Here is a 20,784-nt window from a genome sequence, read left to right on the forward strand (position 1 = left end):
GGGCCTTTTGGCCCTAAATAAGGAGAACAATAATGCCGTGGCTAGATTGGATAAGTTTATTTGTACGTTGGTTCCACGTTGTAGCGGGTGTAGCGTGGATTGGCGCGTCATTTTACTTCATTTGGTTGGATAACAATCTACGCACGCCACCTAAATGGAAGCAGGACAAAGGTATCAAAGGCGACTTATGGGCTATTCACGGTGGCGGCTTTTATGAAGTCGCAAAATACGCCTATGGCCCAGAGAAAATGCCAGAAACACTGCACTGGTTTAAATGGGAAGCCTATACCACGTGGTTGTCGGGCTTCGCACTACTCATTATTGTTTATTACTTTGGTGCTAGCGCTTATCTTATCGACCCATCGGTAAACGCCATGTCACCGACCACGGCAATATCTTTAGGTTTAGGGTTAATCTTTGGCGGACTAGCCTTATACGAATTTGCGTGTCGTAGCCCATTGGCAAAATATCCACTCGCCTTTGGTATTGGATTAGTCGCGCTTGTTTGTATTGTCAGCTACCTGTCTACCCAGTGGTTTAGCGGTCGCGGTGCCTATATTCACGTTGGCGCACTTATTGGCACTATCATGGCAGGGAATGTCTTTTTCAACATCATGCCGAACCAGCGCAAAATGGTAGCAGCTGTAGCCAATAAGAAAGATATTGATCCTAATTGGGGGGCGAGCGCTAAACTGCGTTCGGTGCACAATAACTACTTTACGCTGCCACTGCTGTTTATCATGATTTCAAATCATTACCCCATGACGTATCAACACCCGCAAAATTGGCTGGTACTGATTGCGATAATGGCCGCTGCAGCTTGGATACGTCATTTCTTTAACTTGCGTCATGTGGGCACCACTAAACCTGGTATTTTAGTGTCTGGCGCAGTCGCCATGCTAGCAATCGCCCTATGGGTGTCATGGCCACAGTCGCCATCACATACATCGAATGAAGGACATGAAGATGTGAGCCTTGTCGATGAAGTAGGTAAAAAAGTAACGGCTAACAATGCAGTCGCTCAAGCGAGTTCTGAAGTAAGCAATGAGCGCGTAGTAAGCTTAATTACAACCCATTGTGTGGGTTGCCACTCGCGCACGCCAACCGACGATATCTTTAAAGTCGCGCCTTTAGGCGTAGTATTAGATACATGGGAAGATATTGAAAGGTTTGCGCCACAAGTGGTTCGAAGAACCACCGTGACCAAAGACATGCCATTTTTAAATAAGTCAAAAATGACAGACGAAGAGCGTCAGGAAATAGCGCGCTGGTTCGCTCAAAGACAAAAATAAAATGGCGAAAGCGATGTAGATATCGAGTCTCAGAAATAGCTATCTACATCGCTTTATCAATCGCGGTTAAAACTTGCTGATAACGCTTTTTTCCGTACATTACCTCGTCGGCCTTATCTAGCCACTCCTGCACAGTTTCAATGCCTTCGCTCCACTCAACCCAGCCTACGCTAAAACTGATAGGCACTAGCTTCTTACCATCTACATCGACTTCAAATTTGCAATCAGCAACACGGTTGAAAAAAGCTTCGGTCTCTTTTGCATCTGTTCCATACAATAAAATTACAAACTCATCTCCGCCAATACGTCCAAACCTATCACTATCACGAAGCAAACCACTCATTCTTTCAGAGAATTCAACAAGCGCCTTGTCTCCTACCTTATGACCGTATTTATCGTTAATTTCTTTGAATTTGTTTAAGTCTATATACACGAGCGTTGACGTTTGTTGGCCACGATCCATACGAGAAATTTCGTCACTTAACTGGCTAAATATCTCTCTCCTATTGGCAAGTCCAGTGAGCGAGTCGGTTTTCGACAGGTGCTCTAATTTAGTGACGGCGCTCATCAAAGCTTGTTGCTGCGTTTTCTCTCTTGTTATATCGTCGGCCGTACCTAAAATAAGCGACTGCATTTCACGGTCGTCAAATATCAAGCTTCCGCGATCGTGAAGGTACTTCACTTCGCCCTTCGAGTCGTATATACGATATTGAATATCCCAATTCTGCAAAGGGCGTTGACTGAACAGTTTTAACACCCGTGCTTTATCATCCTCATGTACATGATCAATAAAGCTCATAGGGTTACAGTAAAGTTCGTACTCGTTGCGACCGAATATGTTTGAATAGCCATCGTTAACGTATTGCAGTTTAGACAAGTCTGGCGTCGCCACCCATATAAACGTTCTATCAGAAAATGCGCTAACAATTTTGCTAAACAAGGCATCAATTTGAAAGAGCTCAGACTGTATGCGCTTCTTCTCGTCGATATCTTCCACAATAGAAATAAAATAGTCTGGGTTGCCGCGCTGATCTCTTACTAAAGACACTGTTAACTTCGCCCAAACTTGCTCCCCATCGCGTCTTACATATCGCTTTTCAATCGCATAGTCATCGATATCACCTGACATCAGGCGCTCTAAGTAACTTAGATCTTCATCAAGATAATCTGGCGCAGTTAACTCTTGAAAGGTTAACGTCGTTAGTTCTTCATCAGAATATCCTAAAAAATCACACAGTCGCTTATTCACACGTATAAAGCTTCCATCCACGCTTACGTGAGCGAGCCCAACAGGACAAAAGTGAAAAGTTTTTTCAAACATAGGGCATCGCCCCGTTCGGTAATTGCATTCCGTCGCCTCAAGAGGTGGCACTCAAAGGATAATGAGTACTTTTTATACTTTGGTATAAGTCATTATAGATTAACTTTTTTCATTCGCTAAAAAATGCATCTAAGAAAAAGGCTTAGATAGCGTCTAACTGCGGCATAGCGGTAAAAGGCATTTGATGGTGGAGATTGCTTTTCACCTGAAAAAAGTTGCTAGTCAGCTTTAAACGCTAACCATTACTCCTTTAGTTGCCTATGTTAGCGTTTTTTCTTAATAGGACAGTAAAATGATCGAGTTTTCAGTCGTAATCTATTCTCAACCAAACCAACAAGATGCACTTTTAGACGCACTGTTACCCTTGGTTAAATCAAGCCGAGAAGAAGTCGGCGCAGTGATGTATGACCTACATGCAAGTGAAGAGGGTGTGTTTGTTATTACGGAGAAATGGCAATCTCAGGATGCCCTTGATGCTCATGAAGCTACTGAACACTTTGTTGGTTTCCAAGAAAAAGCCGGAGAGCTTGTTGAAAAAGTACTTCGATTACCGCTAGTGTCGGTCTAGCTCTTTATAAAGCAAATGCGGTGAGATAAATGCTCACCGCTAGCGGTATTTAATCATTCGTGTGGTTTTCAGACCAAACTCTTAGCTGTTCAAGAATATCTAGCGCTGAGCGCCCAAACTCGGTGAGACTATAAGCAACCGCAATTGGACGAGAGTCGATAACGTTGCGGATCACCATACCGTTGTTTTCCAGCTCTTTAAGGCGCTGATCGACCATCTTCCGGCTGGCGCCGCCAAGCATTCTACACAAATCATTAAACCTAACAGGCTCATCTTTGAGATGATAAATAATAGAACCCGTCCACTTTCCACCAATTAGGCGCATTCCACGCTCTATAGCACAAGGTTCTGTGCACGTATTTAGAACGGTTTTTCTACCCTTAGCGTCTGTTTTTATTTCACTTTCCATCTATTTTCCTAAAAAAGCCACCTAGTTACTAAAAGTATACTAATTGTTTGTTTGAACAAGGTAACTAAAATAGACCACATAAGCAAGTTTGGCCTCTAGTATACCTTTAGTTAATTAGTCTAACTCCAATTCGAAAGGTTCATTCGGGCGTCTATGGAGTAAGCGGTTATTAAAGGGAGAGCCAACGCGGCCAGATTTTAATAATACCAATTAAAACAGGCAAAACAGACCGTTCAAACCAAGTACAGCGCCTTGGCGAGAGCATATTAAACATTAACTTCACGGTGACACAAACCATGATTGAATTTACGTTAAATGGAAAAAGAGTGCAGACAAATGCCGCATCAGATACGCCTCTCGTTTGGGTAATACGCGATGAATTTGGACTAAAAGGTACCAAGTTTGGGTGCGGTGTAGCGATGTGTGGCGCATGCACGGTACATATTGATGGTAACGCTATTCGCTCTTGCTCCTATCCCGTTTCGTTAGCTAAAGATAAGAACGTAAACACTATTGAAAGCTTCAACAACGCGCATCCGCTGCAATCTGCTTGGGTAGAAGAGCAGGTTCCTCAGTGTGGCTATTGCCAGTCTGGCCAAATCATGCAAGCAGCGACATTGCTAGATAGAAATCCAAACCCGAGCGACCAAGATATTGTTAATCACATGAGCACCAATTATTGCCGCTGTATGGCTTACGCGCGCATAAAAAAGGCGATTAAGCGCGCTGCAACGTCTTCTGTTCAATACTTTGATCCAACCGCTTCATCAGAAGGGGAAAACGCATGAGCATGAAAAATATCTCTCAAGAAAAGAAAGACATGATCAACTTATCTCGCCGGTCTTTTATGGTGGGATCAGTGAAAACGTCTTTATTCATGGCATTTGGTGCTGCCGCTATTCCATCCCTGCTGTCGGCGAAAGAAAGTATTGAAGCCAAACAGTTTTCTCCAAATATTTGGTTTGAAATGGATACAGATGGCAACGTTACCGTCAACATAGCCAAAGCTGAAATGGGTCAGCATATCGGCACGCCAATCGCTAGAATCTTGGCTGATGAGCTTGAGTGCGACTGGGAGAAAGTGTCTATAGTGCACGTTGATACAGACCCGAAATGGGGCTACATGGTAACAGGCGGCTCTTGGTCAATTTTCCATACTTACAAGCCAATGTCTCAGGCGGGCGCCGCTGGCCGCATGGTGTTAATTGATGCAGGTGCGAAGCTACTTGGCGTGCCTGCCGATAGTTGTAAGGCAGAAAAAGGCTTTGTTATCTCAGGTAACGAAAAAATTAGCTACGGTGATATCGTAGCGAATGGCAAAGTAGACAAAACATTCAGTGCAGATGAGCTTGCTGAATTGCCAATTAAACCGGGTAAAAAACGCCACCTTATCGGTGTTAACGCAGACTACAAAGCACTCGACATCCCGCCTAAAACTAACGGTACTGCGGTATACGGCATTGATGTGGAAGTGGAAAACATGCTTTATGCACGCCCCATTCTGCCTCCGACTCGTTATGGCAGTACAGTAACAAATGTCGACGACAGTAAGGCTAAGAGTCTACCGGGATATAAAGGTTATAAAGTGCTTACCGATCCGAGCGGTACCATCGAAGGCTGGGTCACTGTATTGGCTACAGACTACCCCACAGCGATTAAAGCCGTTGATATGGTGAAAGTCGGCTATAACGCCGGTAAAACCGCTAATGTTTCTGAAGCTGATATACAAAAAGAAGGCGAAAGAATTGTACGCGATCGTAAGGAAGGCACCGTTTTTGTAGACGAAGGAAATATAGAGCTGGCGCAAACACAAGCGGCACAAACCATTGAAGCTTTATACACCACAGCGACTGCCAATCATTTCCAGCTAGAACCACTTAACGCCATTGCTGAATTTAAAGGTGGTAAATGGCATATACATACGGGTAACCAGTGGCAGAGCCTAACACTTCCTACTGTAGCTAAAGCTGCAGAAGTGCCAGAAAGTGATGTGGTCCTTCACCAGTATTATCTTGGCGGTGGCTTTGGGCGACGCCTTTTTGGTGATTGGGTTGTTCCAGCTTTGCTTACAGCTAAAGCTGCTGGCCGGCCAGTCAAACTGGTGTTCATGCGCCCGGATGATACATTATTTGATCAACCCCGCTCTGCCTCTACTTCACTGTTTAATGCGTCGTTCGATGAAAATAATCAGTTTTTAGGCATGGAGCATGCGCTAGCGGCAGGCTGGCCAACACTAAAAATGGCACCAGGATTTCTAGCACCAGGAGTAAACGGTGAAGGGAAAGTCGATATGTTTTCGGCATCTGGTGCCGACCACTGGTACACCATGTCTCACCATCGCGCACGCGCGGTTAACAATAAGGTAGCGCAAGATACGTTTACGCCAGGTTGGCTGCGTTCGGTAGGTCAAGGTTGGATTGTATGGGGCTTAGAATCATTTATTGACGAAGTGGCAGTGAAAGCCAACAAAGACCCCGTCGACTTCAGACTTGCTATGTTAGATGGTAAAGGTAAACAAGGGGGCAAAGCGCCTGAAAGTGTCGGCGGTGCCACACGACTTGCCAATACGCTTGAAATTCTTAAGAAAAAGACTGCGAAAGTTAAACTTGGTGCTGATGAAGGCATTGGCTATAGCGTAAGTGCGGGTCAAGAACGCACTATGCCAGCTTGGCTCGCGACTGCAGCTCATGTTCACGTTAATAAGCGCACTGGAAAGATAACGGTTAAGAAGTTATGGGTTGTGTCTGATGCTGGTATTGTTATTCATCCAGATGGCGCGATGGCACAACTTGAAGGTTCACTGCTGTGGGGACTGAGCTTGGCACTGTTTGAACATAACGAAGTGAAAAACGGTCAGGTTTCAAAAACAAACTTACATACCTACCTTCCTCTACGTATGAACGATGTCCCAGAGATGGATATTGAACTTGTTGAAAGTGAGGAGTTCCCAGTAGGACTGGGTGAACCAGGCGTTATTGGTGTCGCGCCGGCTATCGGCAATGCCGTGTACCAAGCCATTGGTGTACGGCTACGTCATTTGCCCATGCTTGCTCAACACGTTACCGCAGCATTAAAAGCATAAGGGCAGTATGATGAAAATGATAACAGTCCTATTGATTGGTGCTCTCTCATCATTCGTCCTGAGTGGGTGTATTGCAAATAAAAATGACGATAGCGACCATAGTAATTTGACCGCTAGCGATTCAAAAGCAACTAACTCAACGCCTGCTTTTGAAGCTTATCAGCAAGATCCTAACCCAACGACAGCATTTAACTACTTGTTCGATGTAGCAACACATCCACGGTGTGTGAACTGTCATGGTGTTATTGAAGATGGCGCTCACCGACCGACAGTGGGCGACAACAGCGTCCCCCACCCTATGAACATTACCTCTGTGAATAACTTGAAAATGGCGGTGCAAGATGGAAAGTTTGTTCAGGTTGGCGAAACGCACCCCGTAAACTGCCGCGGATGTCACCAAGATGAAAATGCGCGTGAACCTGGCAGGCCACCTGGCGCAGCAAACGAGCTAATGCCAGGTTTTGTATGGCACATGCCGCCTCCTACCATGATAGTTGGCAGCGACATGACACCCTCAAAATTATGCAACAATTGGTTAAATCCCCGTTTGAACTCTTTTCTTGCTCAACGTGGGGGAAGAGATGACATGAAAACGTTCAAAAAAGAATTTGAACACCATGTCAGTGATGATCCATTAGTGAGATGGGCATGGAACCCCGGCCCAGGCAGAACACCTGCACCTGGGACACATGCACAGTTCGCTAAGGCAATGTCGGTTTGGATTAACGGCGGCGCACCTTGCCCGACAGAAAGTTAAGTTAAAAAAGTCTTTGCCAAAAATGAACAGCCCGCGTTTTAAGCGGGCTGTTCAACAAAAGAAGTAGGCATTGCTTGTTTAGGCGAGATTAGAAATGGTAGTGAGCGCTCAATACAAACGATTCTGAACCAGGGTTCGTGTCCCCTAGCCCGCCGTTAGAAATGTGGCCAATTTCAGCTTCTAGCGAAAATGATTCAGAGAAATTGTAGAGTCCGGAAAGTGATGAATAGAACTCAATGGTGTCGCCTAGATTTTCAGATTCATCAACAATGCCTGCGTGAAATGCAACGCGTACTGAAAAGGCATTGTATTTGTAGACATCTTTTGCCAAACCCGCTGCGAAGTAATGTTGGCCTTGGTCCGCATTAACCAGAAGTACGGTAGGTCGTAAACCGTAAAACGAGTCTAGCGGTTTATGGATGTAGGCAACGTGCAATGCGTAACGGTCTGCGTCATCAAACAAGTTCCATACCGCAGCCCCTGCTTTAAGCTCACTTCCTTGCGGCAGGGCTTGAGTAGAAAAAGAAACAAGGGGAGAAAGTAAAGATAATGCAAGTGCGAGTGTTTTTACTGGTGTTTTCATGTTTATACTGTTCTAAGCAAAAGTTAAAAATAGTGTTCCGTCGACACTTCTATTCGAAGCTGTTTTTATACGTGAGTACATAATGGTAATCAGGTTACTTTTTTCAACCTAATAAATATTGGTAACCTTATAACTTTGAGGAAAAACACATTCTTATTTGCTCTAAACGTACAGATTGAATTATTGAATAACCTAGGGTCTTTTGACCTTTGCTGTGTTTTTGCGCATTAAAAATCAACGGATCCTTATAGCTCAACGAGAGCTGGCTGTAGCACTGAGTAAAAATGTATGACTGACGAGAACAACATTGAAAGCAATGTAGAGAGCACCAAGAAAAGTAAGAAAGTACTGGTTCTCTTTGCCCACCCCGCGCAAACCCGTTCAGAAGTAAATGTGCCGCTTTTTCACGAAGCAAAAATGAATAAACACGTTACTGCTGTTGACTTGTATGCAGAGTATCCAGATTTCAATATTGATATTGAACGGGAGCAGCAGCGTTTAATCGACCACGATGTCGTTGTTTTTCTGTTTCCACTTTACTGGTATTCCACACCTTCAATCTTAAAAGAATGGCAAGATTTAGTGTTGGAATATGGTTTTGCCTATGGGCATGAAGGCACTGCACTTAAAGATAAATTATTTCTTTGCGCATTAAGTGCAGGCGGTAAGGAAGAAGCCTATGAGACTGATGGCTTTAATCATTACACCATCAGGCAACTACTCCAGCCTTTAGAGCAAATGGCTCAGATCACGCATATGACCTACATTGCTCCTTTTGCGATCTTTGGCTCTCGTACTGCGCAAGAAGAGCATCGCGTTGCTGAACATAGAGGTAAGTGGACAACCTTGCTAAACAAATTGACCACTAACACCCTGAATCTAGAAAAAGCAAAGCACATCGAGAATCTCGCAGACCTTTGTACGTCGCAAGGAGAGTAACGTGACTGGCTATTTCTTATATGCATTTATCTATCTGGTCGCCGCCGTAATTGCAGTGCCCATTGCGAAGCGTCTTGGATTAGGGTCTGTACTAGGCTATTTAATAGCAGGGCTAGTGATTGGCCCCATATTCGGCCTTGTTGGTGACGAAACTGTTGCCATTCAACATTTTGCTGAATTCGGCGTAGTCATGATGCTGTTTTTGGTTGGGCTAGAACTAGAGCCTCGCTCGCTGTGGGCGATGAAGTCAAAACTAATGGGATTGGGCGGCCTTCAGTTAGCGTTAACCACCGCCCTTATCACAGGCGTAGCCATATTGCTTGATCAGCCTTTTAGCATTGCCCTTACAATAGGCCTTATATTCGCCCTTTCTTCAACCGCCATTGTTTTACAAACGTTGCAAGAAAAAGGGCTGCAAAAAACGGAAGGAGGCAAAAGCGCTTTTTCTGTGCTGCTGTTTCAGGATATCGCGGTTATTCCCATGCTTGCGCTAATCCCCCTCCTTGCCATACCCGAACTGGTCGAAGCAGGAAATGCACATGGCGGCGATACAGGGTCACACGATAGCTTTAATTTAGTTGAAGGGCTTGCCCCTTGGGCTTCAGGTCTTGTGATCATTAGCTCAATTGCCTTTCTAACCATTGGAGGACACTACTTAAGTCGCCCCTTATTTAAGTTTGTTGCTGCATCGGGTTTACGGGAAATTTTTACCGCCACTGCGCTCATGCTCATTATAGGAATTGCAGCACTAATGGGACTTGTAGGTCTGTCTCCCGCCCTTGGTGCATTCTTGGCCGGTGTAGTTTTGGCAAACAGTGAATTCAGGCATGAACTTGAAGCTAATATCGAGCCGTTTAAAGGCTTATTGTTAGGCCTCTTTTTTATAACGGTAGGCGCAGGCATTAACTTTTCCGTTCTTAGTGAGAGCCCAATGCTGATAGCAGGGCTAACCGTAGCTGTTATGCTTGTGAAAGCCATTGTGCTTTTTATCATCGCCTTAATTTTTAAAATAAAAGGCACTAACAAATGGCTGTTCACACTAAGTCTTGCTCAGGCGGGTGAATTTGGCTTTGTGCTATTAAGTTTTGCCTCGCAAAACTATGTGCTGCCCAGCGACATTATTTCTGTTCTCTCGCTTGTTGTTGCCATTTCAATGTTCCTAACGCCAGGACTTTTTATTCTTTTCGACAAGGCCATCATTCCTCGCTACAAAAACGCGAAATCACAGCGAGCTGAAGATGAAATTGACGAGAAAGGCACAGTCGTTATTGCTGGAATTGGGCGCTTCGGACAAATCATTAACCGTCTTTTAGTGGCCAACGATGTAAATACCGTTGTGCTTGATATTCGCTCTGAGCAAATAGACCTTATCAGACGGATTGGCACCAAAGCCTATTTTGGCGATGCATCCAAACCAGACATTTTGCATACTGCTGGCGCCCATGAAGCATCGTTACTAGTTATTGCTATAGACGATAAAGAAACCGCTGCCGAAATGGTGAAATACGCCAAGCACGCATTTCCTAACATTAAAGTGCTTGCGCGTGCCTTTGACCGCGGTCATGGGTATCGCTTGCGCCAGTTGGGCGCAGATTTTGTGGTATCTGAAACGTACCACAGCGCTCTTGAGATGGGCGCAGAGGCACTTCGCTCGCTCAATATTCACCCTTTCCAAGTTGAACGGCAAAAAATGGCGTATAAAAATATTGAGGCTCAGCAAAACGATGTGCTGTATCACGCGTGGGCGGATGAGGCCAGCGGAGAACGAGTAGACAATAATTATCTGAAACTCTTTATTGAACTTGAGTCGCTAATCGAAAATGCGCTAAAAGCAGATTTACATGACAAGCATTCGAAAATGCGTGGCTGGACGCCACCACCGAAAGGCTATGCTGAAAACCTCGCGCCCGATGAGAAACCTGACTAGGGTGAATTGCGAACTAGCCGGCGGTATTTAGAGAGAGTAATTGTCTGATAGTGACCGGACACCCACGAATATTTATGGGCGGTAGCATACTATTGCCTTGTAAAAATAAACAAAAATCTGATCGAAAAGAGAAAAAAGCGCTATAACCTGTATGTATATCAAACTTGTCGTATATTGGCTTTTTATCTTTCACGTTCAGAAGTTAACACGCGCCTTGTACAAGATAACCCATTGCCTTATTGGGAATAAAAAGCGGTCTATTTAAATGGAGAGTTACCATGTTGTCTGAAAAAAGTCTCTTTCACAGCTTAGCCCTGCGCACTGTGATGGTATTTACTGCACTCGCTGGATTAAGTGCGTGTGAAGAAGCCCCCACGCCTCCCAAAGCAGTCTCATCAACACCGGTAACGCTTTATAAAGTGCAGCACTCAGACGAAACCATCGCTAAATTCCCGGGGCAAGTGGAAGCGGCTGAATATTCGAACCTTTCGTTTCGCATTGGCGGCAAACTCCAAGAACTCAAAGTAAAAGCTGGTGAAGAAGTTAAAGAGAACCAGCTTATCGCTAGACTTGATGATAGAGACGCGAAAGCACAGTTAGCCACCGCCCAGTCTCAGTTTGACGTGTCATCGGCTATGTTTGAACGTATGGAGGCTTCCGTTGAAAAAGGCGCGGTAAGCCGCTCTACTTTTGATGAAGCGAAAGCCAATTTTTTAGCCGCTAAAGCCAGTCTGACCAACGCACAGGACCAGCTAAGCTATACGGAGCTTCGCGCACCGTTTGCTGGGCTTATTGCGTCTGTTCCTGTTGAAAATTACCAAGTTATTGTACCGCAGCAAACCATTGCCGAGCTTCATATGCCGGGTGCAATCGACGTTACGTTTCAATTGCCAGAGCAAAAAATGCGTATGATTGATCGCTCACGAGCCCGTGAAAATCGAACATCTGAAATGGCATGGGTGAGCTTTTCAGGTATGCCAGACAAGCGTTACGCGGCCATGTATAAGGATCACGAAAGCACCACGCGACAAGGCGAGCTTAGCTATGAGGTAACAATTACTCTGCCAGAACCAGACGACATCAATGTTCTAGCGGGCATGAGCGCCACCGTATTACTTGATATGTCGAAACTCATTGAGTCTAACGCGAAGCTTTGGCTAGTGCCTTTTGGTGCGGTGGTTACTGACAATTCAGATCCAGACAAAGCGATTGTATGGCGTTTTAAGCCTAGTGATAGCGACGCGACGAAGGGCACCGTAGAAGCAGTAGAAGTGATGATTACGCGCGGTATTTCCAACGGTCTGTTAGTTGAAGGCCCGCTAAACGACGATGATAAAATCGTTGCTGCTGGAGCTCATCTTGTAAAAGAAGGCCAAGCTGTTACGGAGTGGACGAAAGAAGGGGGCCTATAAGCCATGGTCGAGTATTTTTTTCGTCAAAAAGTAATTAGCTGGATGGTCGCCATCATCTTGGGTGTTGGCGGCATTGTGACTTTTCTTGGCTTAGGTCAGCTAGAGTTTCCCGAATTCACCATTAGAAATGCTCTGGTTATTACTCAATACCCAGGGGCAACGCCTGAGCAAGTTGAGGAAGAAGTTACGCTGCAGCTTGAAAAGGCGATTCAGCGTATACCCAACGTAAAACGAATCAGCTCAGTAAACATGGTTGGGCTATCACAAATTACCGTTGAGCTTAAAAGCAGTGTCCAGGCTAAGGACCTAGAGCAATACTGGGACAACTTGCGCCGTAAAGTGGGCGATGCACAAGCATCACTGCCACCTGGCACCAGTACCTCTATTGTGAATGATGACTTTGGTGACGTTTTTGGCCTGCTGCTTACCCTTAAAAGCGAAGACTACTCCCTTAAGCAAATGGAAGACTTTGCAGATTTAATGCAGCGAGAGATTCAGCTTGTTGACGGTGTAAAAAAGGTGTCGATTGCTGGTACCGTCAATGAACAGATTATTGTGTCGTTAGATCACGATAAAATGAAAACTCTAAATGTTTCTGCAGAATCCATTGCAGGCCTTTTAACCGCGCAAAATGTAGTGGGCAACGCGGGTTCGATTAAGGTTCAGGGCAAGCGCCTGTCCATACAGCCCACTGGCGAATTTGATAACCTAGAAGCGTTAGGTCAGGTGGTGATTGGCTCACCTGCAAGCGGCCTTATTCGCTTAACAGATATTGCGACTATTGAGCGCAAGCTTAACGATACCCCTTCAATCCTTTATCACAGTTCTGGCACGCCGGCTCTGTCAATTGGTGTGTCGTTCGCGTCGGCGGTAAATGTAGTTGATGTAGGTAAACGACTTGATAGCAAAATTGCCGAGCTAGAGCAGCGTATGCCCCTAGGTATGACGCTGGATACCGTTTACAACCAGCCCACAGTGGTCGACGATTCTGTAACTGGCTTTCTTATCAACCTTGTTGAAGCCGTGGCCATCGTTATTTTCGTGCTGCTACTTTTCATGGGCTGGCGCAGCGGCGTTCTGATGGGGCTCATTCTTGTGCTTACCATTCTTGGCACTTTTATATTGATGTCGGTAAAAGGCATTGAGTTGCAAAAAATCTCTTTGGGTGCGCTTATTATTGCTCTTGGCATGTTGGTCGACAACGCCATCGTGGTAACCGAAGGCATGTTAATTGGTGTGAGAAAAGGACAAACCAAGCTTCAGGCGGCAAAAGACGTGGTGTCGCAAAATGGGTTACCGCTGCTTGGCGCGACTGTGATTGCCATCACCGCTTTTGCGCCAATTGGTCTATCGCCAGATGCCACAGGTGAATTCGTCGGCTCCCTCTTCTGGGTACTGTGCTTTTCGCTTTTCTTAAGTTGGATCACCGCACTTACCATTACCCCCTTCTTTTTCGACTTACTGTTTAAAACTGAAAAAGAGCGCGGTGCTAATGACGAAGATGACGACCCATATAAGGGCATTATTTTTACGGTATACAAGCGTGTGCTTACTGCTGCTATCAATCATCGTTACGTGACAATTGTACTGGTACTTGTTGCATTAGTAGGCAGCATGGCGTCAGGTAAATTCGTAAAAAATGCATTTTTCCCTGATTCATCCACACCGCTGTTTTTCGTCGATTTGTGGCTGCCTGAAGGTAGCGACATCTTAACCACCGAGCAGTCTATTCGCCGCTTAGAAGACAACGTGTTAGGTATGGAGAATATCGCCAACGTAACAAGCGTTATTGGCGGTGGAGCACAGCGTCTTACCCTCACCTATGCGCCAGAAGACAGATACGCCAGTTATGGTCAGCTTATCGTTGAAACTGATACGGTTGAGTCTCGTGATGCTCGTATGCGAGAAATTATCGAGTTGGTGCGAGAAGACTTTCCTAATGTGCAATACAAGGTAAAAGCACTTCAAGTAGGCCCTTCTGCAAAAGCGGCAATTGAAGCGAGAATCTACGGACCAGAGCCTGAAGTTTTACGTGAGATAAGCAGCGACATTGAAGCCATATTCCAAGCAGAGAAAACCATGGACAGCGTTCGCTTGTCGTGGAGCAACAAAGTCCCATTTGTTGAACCTGTGTTTCTGGAGGAACAAGCCAGACGTATCGGCGTAACGCGAGATGCCGTTCACACCGCGTTTTTACTGAACAATGAAGGTGAAACTGTGGGCCTTTACCGCGAAGGTAGCGATTTAATACCTATTGTCATGCGCAACGATCCAAACCAGCGCTATGACATAGATAACCTCGCCTCACTCAACGTATGGAGCCAAGAACAAGGTAAATATATAAGCATGGCTGATGTTATCAGCAATGTGGATGTATCGCTTGATAACCCTATCATCAAACGCCGCAACCGGGTGCGGATGCTGGCAGTATATGCAGAGCCCATGCCTTTATCCGGTGAGACGGCTGCGAGCGTGCAAGCTAAAGTTCGCCCTCTTGTAGAAGAGCTTAAACTGCCTGATGGCTACCACATTGAATGGGGCGGCGAATACGAGACATCAACAGACGCGCAAAGCGCCCTATTTGCAAGTATGCCTATTGGTATATTAGGTATGTTCATTATCACCGTTTTGCTGTTTGGCAAGCTTCGTCAGGCGTTAGCGATATGGGGCGTAATTCCGCTCACCACTATCGGAATTATTGGCGGCTTGGTGTTAGTTGGTGCACCCTTTACATTCATGGCGCTACTCGGCAGCTTAAGCCTTATTGGTATGGTGCTTAAAAACGGGATCGTATTAATGGAAGAAATAAACGTACAGGCAAAGGGTAACAGTGGCGCATTCGATGCCGTAGTAGCCGCGTCAGTATCTCGTGTACGTCCCGTTTCAATGGCAGCCATCACTACCATACTGGGTATGATCCCGCTGTTTTCTGATGCGTTCTTCGCGTCGATGGCCGTTGTTATTGTATTTGGTCTGACCGTTGCCACCGTACTTACACTGCTTATATTGCCTGTGCTGCACTGTACGTTCCACGGTATAAAGTCAGAATAAAAAGTACGCACAACAAATTCGATTAGTTGTGCGCTAGTTCGTGTAGGTAGCGCAAAAACGGTGCGAACCTAATATTGTTAACAGCCAGTATGAGGAGAGTCTACTCATGCTGGCTGCATACTATCGCTTAGCTGCAATCTAACCTCCCCAACAAAAACTACACCCAGCAGTTTACTTTTAACAAAATTAGTTTATTATGTGTAAACTACACTGTGCAGTATACTTTTTTTATTTAAGGTGAGAGCATGCCCGTTTTTAATCGCATACGCTTTCTTGTTGGAGTTTTACTTATGACATCTTTCTGTGGTTCTTCAAACACCCTTGCTGCAAGCGCGCCGCAACCTGAAAAATTCACTAATACTCATATTGAATATAAAACGACGTGGCGAGACATGTGGAAAGTCACCAAAGCGTATTTTCGTGACAATAGAGATGCTGCAACGCCAACGTTTGACATACCCGTGTCGGCACTTACCCTACAAATGCTTGACGCAGTTGCAGAAGACAGCGTGATAAAGCTGGGCCACTCTACTACCCTATTGAAACTTGCCGAGCGTTATATATTGATCGACCCGGTCTTTAGTGAGCGTGCTTCTCCCGTCCAATGGATGGGACCCAAGCGTTTCCACCAAGCGCCAATTTCACTGGAAGACTTGCCTAAATTAGATGCCGTTATCATAAGTCACGATCATTACGACCATTTAGATAAGGGCAGTATTGAAATACTAAAAAACAAAGTCGACGTGTTTATTACACCGCTAAAAGTAGGCAATCATTTACGTGACTGGGGTGTGGATGCAAATAAAGTTGTTGAGCTAAATTGGTGGCAAAGTACAAAAGTGAGCGACATTGAAATAGTGGCCACACCGTCTCAGCATTTCTCAGGACGAGGTTTATTTGATAGAGACGAAACTCTTTGGGCAAGTTGGGTTATCAAGTCTGCAAATACCAATATCTTTTACAGCGGTGACTCGGGCTATTTTGACGGATTTAAAGCCATTGGTGAAAAGTACGGTCCGTTTGATTTATCGATGATTGAAACCGGTGCGTACAACGAGCTATGGTCTGACATTCACATGCTGCCTGAAGAGAGCTTGCAAGCCCATATTGATATTCAAGCTAGTGTCATGATGCCCGTGCACAACAGTACCTTTGATTTAGCACTACATAATTGGAATGAGCCTTTAATAAAAATCACAGACCTTGCTGGTGCTAAGGGTGTTCCCACCAGTATTCCTATCTTTGGCGAAGTTGTTCCGGTTAAGGGTGCAGGCGAAGCTCCGAACAAAACGTGGTGGTTAGACGAAAGGTGAGTAGCTAATAAATAGCGCTTGCTTCATTATTCTGGGCCTTAATTGCTCGCTTAACTCTATGTTTTGCAGTACATTTATTATTCGCCGCTTAGGCACTATTGGCGGGTATAACAAAAGCCTCAATCAAAGTGATAGTACTCGATTTGGTTGAGGCGAATAATAAATTTCTCAGTTAAAGGAGCTAACTGCTAGCAATGAAGCTGTCTAGTCAAATTAATTTGGGCGTTTTTGCCCTTATGCTTTTAGCATTTACGGTGTTGTCGAGTATTGAGCTAAGCGAAATAAAATCTCGCACTTCAGTGTCAATCGAGCAAGAAGCTGAAGAAGCACGGCTGCGTTACGAAACAACCGTCTTACAAACCTCTGCCTTGTCTTCTCAGTCGAAGCAATCAGTGATTGATGCCTTGCTTCGTCAAATGGTATTGCAGCCGTTTTTATCCGCAGCCAAAGTCATTGATGTCGAAGGAAATGTGTTTGCGAAGTACGAGCGCTCGCCTAACACTATTGTTCCTAATTGGTACTTACAGCTGGACTCCGCACCTGCCGTTAACAAGAAAATTCCTTTTTCGAACAATGATGGTTATTTGTTAGTTACGTCAGACACGTCTTATATTTACACTGAAATCACCGCTATTCTCATCAAAAATGCTGTTATCTTTTGTGGGCTATTTTTCGCCCTCGCGCTATATATCGTCACGGTAACCAAATTTGCTAGGCGCCCCATTGCCAACACCATTAAGAAGCTTAATGAGATAAATAGCCACGACTTCACCCCCTCGCAGGTAAATGCGTTTACAACAGATTACCGCCAACTTACCAGCACAGTGAACACCTTAACCACGTCGTTAGCATCAAAATTTAATGACATTGCTCAGCAATCTGAGCGATTCAAAACAGAAGCCAATAAAGATACATTGACGAAGTTGTCGAACCGCAGTGCATTCGAGCGACACACTCGCGCGCTGTTGTCTGACACGTCTAATTTTCAGGAAAAAGAGCTTATTCTCATCAGGCTCGCTCAACTTACCACTATTAATACTAAGTTGGGCATGTTGGCTGGTGACAATTATGTAAAATCTATCGCGGACTTTCTTGTGCATGAGGCGAAGCACAATTGCAAAAGTGGCTTTGTATTTCGGTTATCAGGCGGAGATTTCGCCTTGATAAGTGAAATTATGGGGAGGGACGAACGGGATTTGATGTTAGAAAATATGTCGAAGCAGTTTGCAAACGCCACGCCACTTCGAGATGGAAGCAAAGCAACGTGGATGGGCGTAACACGTTTTTCTAGCCAAATGTCGTTACAGCAGGTAATGGAAAGTGCTGACAGTGCGTTGATGGCGGCAATGAAAACGCAAAAAGGATGGCAGTTTTCTTCAGAAGTGTCTCAGGTTCATAGCAATACGAAATGGCGTGAGCGCCTCAATTACATCGTGTCGCAGCAATATGCCGATATTCTCATTCAACCCGTGATGAATGTAGAGCGAAACGCACCAGCATATTACGAAACGTTCGCTCGATTTAAAGACAAAGACACCAATGATGTTATACCCATGGCACAACTTATCCCCGCATCGGAGCGATTGGACCTTATTCCTCAAGTCGACAAGTTGGTTGCAGGCATTGTGTTTAAAAAACTAACAGTAACGTCTCATCAGGTTGCTATAAATATTAGTAACGCCTCAATTGCCAACGGCGAGTTTAGACAATGGTTAATTGAAGAGCTTCGAACCCGGGAAACGCTATGCCCAAGACTTATTTTTGAAGTCGAAGATGCAGCGCTTATTCATCATCGAAAAGTAGCCGAAAACTTTTGCCGTCAACTCATACAACTGGGCTGTAGAATTACCATAGAACACTTTGGCGATAACTTTGCCTCGCTTGCGGGTTTAAGAGCAATTCAGCCTCAATTTGTTAAGCTTTCGGGACGGCTAACCCAGGGAATTCATACCAACAAAGATAATCAGTTATTTGTCTCTAGCCTTATCAATATTGCGAAAGGCCTTAATATCCATGTTATTGCGGAAATGGTAGAAAACGAGGCTGAGTCTGTTGCACTGAGCAAGCTAGACGTTGAACACCAACAAGGCTATTACTTTTCTAAACCCTCACTTTGGACAATGTACTAAGTGTAGGCTCGCTGGTCTGAGGCACTGAACGTCAGAATAAGTATTGACGCGTTAAGTGAGACCTCGCGCTTTATACGACTTAATTGTGCGTCGATTCAATGAAACGTTTAAGGCGGTGTTGTGAAAATCTCTTTCATATACACCTCCTTTTAACCGCATTTACTGTTCGTTAAGCAGCTTTATAATGGCGTCAGAGCTAATGGGTTTTGAATACAGAAAGCCTTGCACATATTCAACGTTAAGAGACTTACAGTAGTTCGATTGATTTTGAGTTTCCACGCCTTCAACAACAATGTTTAAATCGAGTTTGTGACCAACATTCACGATAGCCTCCATTAACGCGCTATCGTAGGCATTTTCCGGTGCACCTCTTAAAAATGAACGATCTATTTTTAAGTGGCTAACGGGAAACTGTTTTAAATAACTAAGCGAAGAATAACCCGTACCAAAGTCATCAATCGATATTTCAACGCCTTGGTCGCGTTGCGCTCTCAAATTCTCTAAAATCGTATTGTCAGACTTAATGAGCACATTCTCAGTAAGCTCTAACCCAATATCTTTAGGCAGTAAACCGTGCCGCTCTCGACACTCCCTTAGGCGTTCGAAATAAGCATTCTGCTCTAACTCTTTTCCTGAAACATTGATATCAACGCGAATATTAATGCCCTGCTCTTTCCATAACTGTGCCTGTTTGCACGCCTTTTCTAACACCCAATTTCCAATGTGAACAATTAACTCACTGCGCTCAGCAATGGGGATGAAGATATTGGGTGGAACAGCCCTATCCTCATCTTTAGGACGCCACCTTAACAGCGCTTCACACGATGCCACTTTTCCAGTGAGCAAATCGATTTGAGGTTGATACAAGAGTTCAAACTCATCGTTAACCAAAGACTCATGGAGATAAGCTGCGATACTTCGCTGTTGTCGAACTTTCTGACTTAAAGCGTGGGTAAAAAAATGAAAACGGTTTCGGCCTTCAGCTTTCGCCTGATACATTGCTACGTCTGCATTTTTCAGAAGATCATCAATCTCACTTCCGTCTTTAGGGTACATACTAATACCGATACTTGAAGTGATATGCACGTTTTCAGTGCTAAGTGCGAAGCTCTGCTTGAAACACTCAGTAAGTTTCTTAGCAATGTCAGCACTTTCATTTTCAGAAGTCACTTGTGTGGCGACAAAAACAAATTCGTCTCCACCAAACCGAGCCAGTAGGCCTTGTTCGCTTAGACAATCTGACAGCCGCTTAGAAACAGAGCGCAGTAATTCATCACCCCAGGTATGCCCAAGCGTGTCATTAACTTCTTTAAACATATCTAAGTCAATGAAAAACAAAGCGAAGCCAGACTCATTGCGCGATGCATCCTCAATAGACGACGTCAAAAACTGCTCTAACAGGCGTCGATTAGGCAACTCGGTTAACAAATCTGTGGATGCCATTCGCTCAAGTTCTTGCCTGATGTTGTGCTGCTCACTCAGGTCAATATCCACACAATACATTTCGGGTGAATCTGTGCCTTCTTTCAGCATGACGTGAGATGAGAAAACATGGATAGGCTCGCCACTTTTCTTCTCAAGCACGAGTTCGTCTGAAGGAATTGCCTCACCGTAATCTATCCATCGCTGATGTAGCTTTATCACTTCACTTTTCATGAACGAGGGAATGATGAGATCTTCAAGTTTTTGACCTAGTGCTTCGCACTCACGAAAGCCATACATGTCTTCACTTGATTTATTCCAGTAGATAACTTTTCGGTGCTTGTCATAACCTTGCACCGATACCTTTGGCAAGGCACTAATAAGCTGAAGGAACCGCCTTTCAGCCGAACCATGCTGTTCAAATAACGGGGGCTCTTGGTATTTCTGTAAGCTCATCGTACTCCCGCGAGTGCTAAATTGTTAGATAGCAAAGATATAAAAATGGCCACCATTCTTTTAGTGTAGTCCAAATCACACAGACCACCCGATATTAAAAAGTTAAATTACTCGTGAATATCG

Annotated in this window: 15 protein-coding genes; 11 read left to right on the forward strand and 4 right to left on the reverse strand. The window is 44.8% G+C overall.

Features of this window, described 5'->3' with window-relative positions; genetic code table 11:
* The first annotated feature begins 32 nt into the window (after positions 1-32).
* Positions 33-1,292, forward strand: coding sequence for a urate hydroxylase PuuD (locus F0261_RS13280; RefSeq protein ID WP_171338198.1), 1,260 nt, complete (start codon positions 33-35; stop codon positions 1,290-1,292).
* A 43-nt stretch (positions 1,293-1,335) separates the two neighbouring features.
* Here F0261_RS13280 and F0261_RS13285 read toward each other — a convergent pair whose 3' ends face one another.
* Positions 1,336-2,613, reverse strand: coding sequence for a diguanylate cyclase (locus F0261_RS13285; protein ID WP_171338199.1), 1,278 nt, complete (start codon positions 2,611-2,613; stop codon positions 1,336-1,338).
* Between the two features lie 292 nt (positions 2,614-2,905).
* Between F0261_RS13285 and F0261_RS13290 the strand changes: the two genes are divergently transcribed.
* Positions 2,906-3,181, forward strand: coding sequence for a putative quinol monooxygenase (locus F0261_RS13290; protein WP_014949064.1), 276 nt, complete (start codon positions 2,906-2,908; stop codon positions 3,179-3,181).
* 49 nt (positions 3,182-3,230) lie between these two features.
* Here the strand turns inward: F0261_RS13290 and F0261_RS13295 are convergent, their stop codons facing one another.
* The gene (locus F0261_RS13295; protein ID WP_014949063.1) at positions 3,231-3,590 is read right to left on the reverse strand and encodes a helix-turn-helix domain-containing protein; all 360 of its coding nucleotides are present in this window, start codon (positions 3,588-3,590) and stop codon (positions 3,231-3,233) included.
* A 296-nt stretch (positions 3,591-3,886) separates the two neighbouring features.
* Between F0261_RS13295 and F0261_RS13300 the strand changes: the two genes are divergently transcribed.
* The 3 genes from F0261_RS13300 to F0261_RS13310 are packed head-to-tail and all read left to right on the forward strand — an operon-like array spanning position 3,887 to position 7,429.
* Complete coding sequence (locus F0261_RS13300; RefSeq protein WP_171338200.1) at positions 3,887-4,378, forward strand: (2Fe-2S)-binding protein; 492 nt, start codon at positions 3,887-3,889, stop codon at positions 4,376-4,378.
* Positions 4,375-6,672, forward strand: a complete 2,298-nt coding sequence (locus F0261_RS13305) for a xanthine dehydrogenase family protein molybdopterin-binding subunit (protein WP_171338201.1) — start codon at positions 4,375-4,377, stop codon at positions 6,670-6,672. Before F0261_RS13300 ends, F0261_RS13305 begins: the two co-directional genes overlap by 4 nt.
* Positions 6,673-6,688: 16 nt before the next feature.
* Positions 6,689-7,429: a hypothetical protein gene (locus tag F0261_RS13310; RefSeq protein ID WP_253819414.1), complete on the forward strand. Its 741-nt coding sequence runs from the start codon at positions 6,689-6,691 to the stop codon at positions 7,427-7,429.
* 88 nt (positions 7,430-7,517) lie between these two features.
* Here F0261_RS13310 and F0261_RS13315 read toward each other — a convergent pair whose 3' ends face one another.
* Complete coding sequence (locus F0261_RS13315) at positions 7,518-8,012, reverse strand: acyloxyacyl hydrolase (RefSeq protein WP_171338203.1); 495 nt, start codon at positions 8,010-8,012, stop codon at positions 7,518-7,520.
* A gap of 288 nt (positions 8,013-8,300) precedes the next feature.
* On the opposite strand from F0261_RS13315, the gene F0261_RS13320 reads away from it, so the two are divergent.
* The 6 genes from F0261_RS13320 (at position 8,301) to F0261_RS13345 (ending at position 18,783) form a co-directional block, all read left to right on the forward strand.
* Positions 8,301-8,951 carry an NAD(P)H-dependent oxidoreductase gene (locus F0261_RS13320; RefSeq protein ID WP_171338204.1) on the forward strand — a complete coding sequence of 217 codons (651 nt, stop codon included), beginning with the start codon at positions 8,301-8,303 and terminating at the stop codon, positions 8,949-8,951.
* A 1-nt stretch (position 8,952) separates the two neighbouring features.
* Entirely contained in the window at positions 8,953-10,878 is a 1,926-nt protein-coding gene (locus F0261_RS13325) for a monovalent cation:proton antiporter-2 (CPA2) family protein (RefSeq protein WP_069944075.1), read from the forward strand.
* Between the two features lie 278 nt (positions 10,879-11,156).
* Positions 11,157-12,290, forward strand: a complete 1,134-nt coding sequence (locus tag F0261_RS13330) for an efflux RND transporter periplasmic adaptor subunit (protein WP_171338205.1) — start codon at positions 11,157-11,159, stop codon at positions 12,288-12,290.
* 3 nt (positions 12,291-12,293) lie between these two features.
* Positions 12,294-15,341, forward strand: coding sequence for an efflux RND transporter permease subunit (locus tag F0261_RS13335; RefSeq protein WP_171338206.1), 3,048 nt, complete (start codon positions 12,294-12,296; stop codon positions 15,339-15,341).
* Positions 15,342-15,586: 245 nt separating this feature from the next.
* Positions 15,587-16,654, forward strand: a complete 1,068-nt coding sequence (locus F0261_RS13340) for an MBL fold metallo-hydrolase (protein WP_171338207.1) — start codon at positions 15,587-15,589, stop codon at positions 16,652-16,654.
* A 194-nt stretch (positions 16,655-16,848) separates the two neighbouring features.
* Complete coding sequence (locus tag F0261_RS13345; RefSeq protein WP_171338208.1) at positions 16,849-18,783, forward strand: EAL domain-containing protein; 1,935 nt, start codon at positions 16,849-16,851, stop codon at positions 18,781-18,783.
* A gap of 159 nt (positions 18,784-18,942) precedes the next feature.
* Here F0261_RS13345 and F0261_RS13350 read toward each other — a convergent pair whose 3' ends face one another.
* The gene (locus F0261_RS13350) at positions 18,943-20,661 is read right to left on the reverse strand and encodes an EAL domain-containing protein (protein WP_014978958.1); all 1,719 of its coding nucleotides are present in this window, start codon (positions 20,659-20,661) and stop codon (positions 18,943-18,945) included.
* Between the last annotated feature and the right edge of the window lie 123 nt (positions 20,662-20,784).

The sequence above is a fragment of the Alteromonas sp. 07-89-2 genome, assembly GCF_013113925.1.
GTDB classification, from domain to species: Bacteria; Pseudomonadota; Gammaproteobacteria; order Enterobacterales; family Alteromonadaceae; genus Alteromonas; species Alteromonas macleodii.